The 2,200-nt window shown below is 65.1% G+C and carries 1 protein-coding gene and 1 pseudogene; both read right to left on the reverse strand.

The window, feature by feature from the left end:
• Positions 1-332: pseudogene (locus OOT08_RS04240) on the reverse strand (ABC transporter permease); the annotation flags it as partial.
• A 138-nt stretch (positions 333-470) separates the two neighbouring features.
• Positions 471-2,200 (reverse strand): ABC transporter family substrate-binding protein (locus tag OOT08_RS04245; protein ID WP_325091327.1); only part of this gene is annotated, 1,730 nt, incomplete at its 5' end.

A 2,200-nucleotide genomic window follows, 5' to 3' on the forward strand; every position in this document is an offset into this window, starting at 1 on the left:
GTCACGAGCTGCACGGTCGACATCATTGCCGACGGCAGGAGGCTCGTCACCGTTGCGTTGGTGACGCTCAGGCCGAGGTTGCAGGTGTTCCCGAAGGGGATCAGGCACCCGGCGGCGCCGCCGAGCCAGATCAGCCACCGCGCGGGCGGGGGAACGTCCAGGTGCAACGCTGCGGTCCTGGCCGCGATCAGCTGATCAATGTTGGGGGCGTTCGAGCCCCGGAGGTCTTTGAGGGGGTCGCCCGAATAGGCGGCGAGCATGTACATGATGAACGATGCTGCGAGGAGGATGAGGACTGAGACGAGGATCCGTCTCACGATGAAACTTGTCATGGTGTCGATTCTCGAGTGGCTGACGCCGGCTCGCCCCGGGTAGGGGGTCCCCGGCTCTCCGTTGGCGGGAAACCCGCCGATGCGGGGGCGAGGGAGCCGGATTGGCTCTCTCGCCCCCGCACGGGGCGCCGGTCGCTGTTAGTTCAGCGTCCAGTCCTGGGCGTTCCAGACGATGCCCGTCTGACCGCCGAAGTACTCGACACCGGAGATGCTGCCGTTGTCGGCGAACAGGCCCGGGGTCTGGAACAGGGGCAGGCCGTAGAACTCCTCAGCCGTGATCGTGTCGATCCGGATCTTCTGCTTCTCAAGCTCGGCCGGGTCGAGGGAGACCTGGGTCTCATCGACGAGCTTGTCGGCTTCGGCGTTGCTGAAGCCGTTGTAGTTGCCGCCGCCGCCGGTCTTGAAGATCTGCGGAAGGGCGGAGTTGCCGATGCCGGGCGAGACCCAGCCGAAGATGGAGGCGTCGTACTCGCCGCCGGACAGCAGCGCGCCCCAGTTCGGGTCGCCCATGTCCTCGACAACGAAGCCGGCTTCCTCGGCGCTCGCCTTGATGAGCTGGAAGGTGTCAACGCGGTTCGGGTTCTCGTTGTTGTAGAGAATCTTCACCGTGGGCGTGGCGCCGCCCAGGAGCTTCTTCGCGCCCTCAATGTCGGGCTCGGTGAAGGCGTCGTAGCCGTTCTCCTTGATGGTGTTTGCGTACTCGGGGTTGGCCGAGACCCAGATCTGGGAGTTCAGCACCTCGGCGTCGGGATTCATCGGGGTGATGATCGAGTCGAGAATCTGCTGGCGCGGGACGGTCTTCATGAAGGCCTCGCGGACCTTCGGGTCCTTGAAGGTCTCGCCGCCCATGTTCAGGTCCAGGTGGTCGTAGGCCATCTGGTCGCCCGCGTACAGCGTCGCGCCCATCTTGTCGAGGGCCGCGTTCGTGTCGGCGGAGGGCTGCGGGTAAATCGCGTCAACCTCGCCGTTCTGCAGGGCGGTGATCTGGGCGTTGGAGTCGCCGATGAAGCGGAAGACCAGGTTGTCGTAGGCCACCTTGTGGTCGCCCTGGTACTCGGGGTTCTTGGCGAGCGTGAGGGACTGCTCCGGCACGAAGTCGGAGACGACAAACGGGCCGGAGGCGACGAGGAGGTCCTTGTCCTCGGGCATCGTGGTCGTGTCGTATGCGGAGTTCCAGAAGTCAGCGATCTTCTTCAGCTCGGGGATCGGGGCCGCGGCGGGCTTCGCCGGGTCTCCCTTGGGGGTGTCGGTGATCAGCTTCGTCAGCTCGTCCACCGAGAGGTCAGCCTGCTTCGCCATGATGTGGGCGGGCTTGCCGATCGGGTTCACGGAGTCCCAGTCCACGAAGGGCTTCTCGTAGGTGAGCGTCAGCGAGAGGTTGTCGTCGCCGATCTCGGGGAACGCCGTCATGTCGAGGCCGGTGGTGCTGCCCGCGAGGGAGAAGTACTGGGTGCCGGACGTGGGTTCGCCCGTTTCGGGGTCGAGGGTGGCATCGTCAAACCAGCCGGAGCCCTGCGCCCAGGCAAAGAGCATGTCATCGGCCGTGATCGGCTCGCCGTCGGACCACTTCAGACCGTCTTTCAGCGTGTACTTCACCTTCAGCGGGTCCTCAGAGAGCTGCTCGACGGTGCCGAACCCCTCCTCGTGGATGATGTTGAACTCGGGGTCCAGGGTGATGAAGCTGCCGAGGCCGAGCGACCCAGAGACGCCGGTCAGGTACCCGACCATACCGTTGCTGTCGAGGTTACCCTGTGGGGTGTCCCCGTTGAACGAGGTGACGGCGTTGGTCACGGCGATCGAGATGGTGCCGCCGTCCTTGCCTTCGCCGCCGGTGTTGTTTGCGGCTCCGTTGTCGCCCGATGCGCAAC

It is taken from the genome of Leucobacter sp. M11 (assembly GCF_035726885.1).
In the GTDB taxonomy this organism is placed as follows: Bacteria; Actinomycetota; Actinomycetes; order Actinomycetales; family Microbacteriaceae; genus JAPFRB01.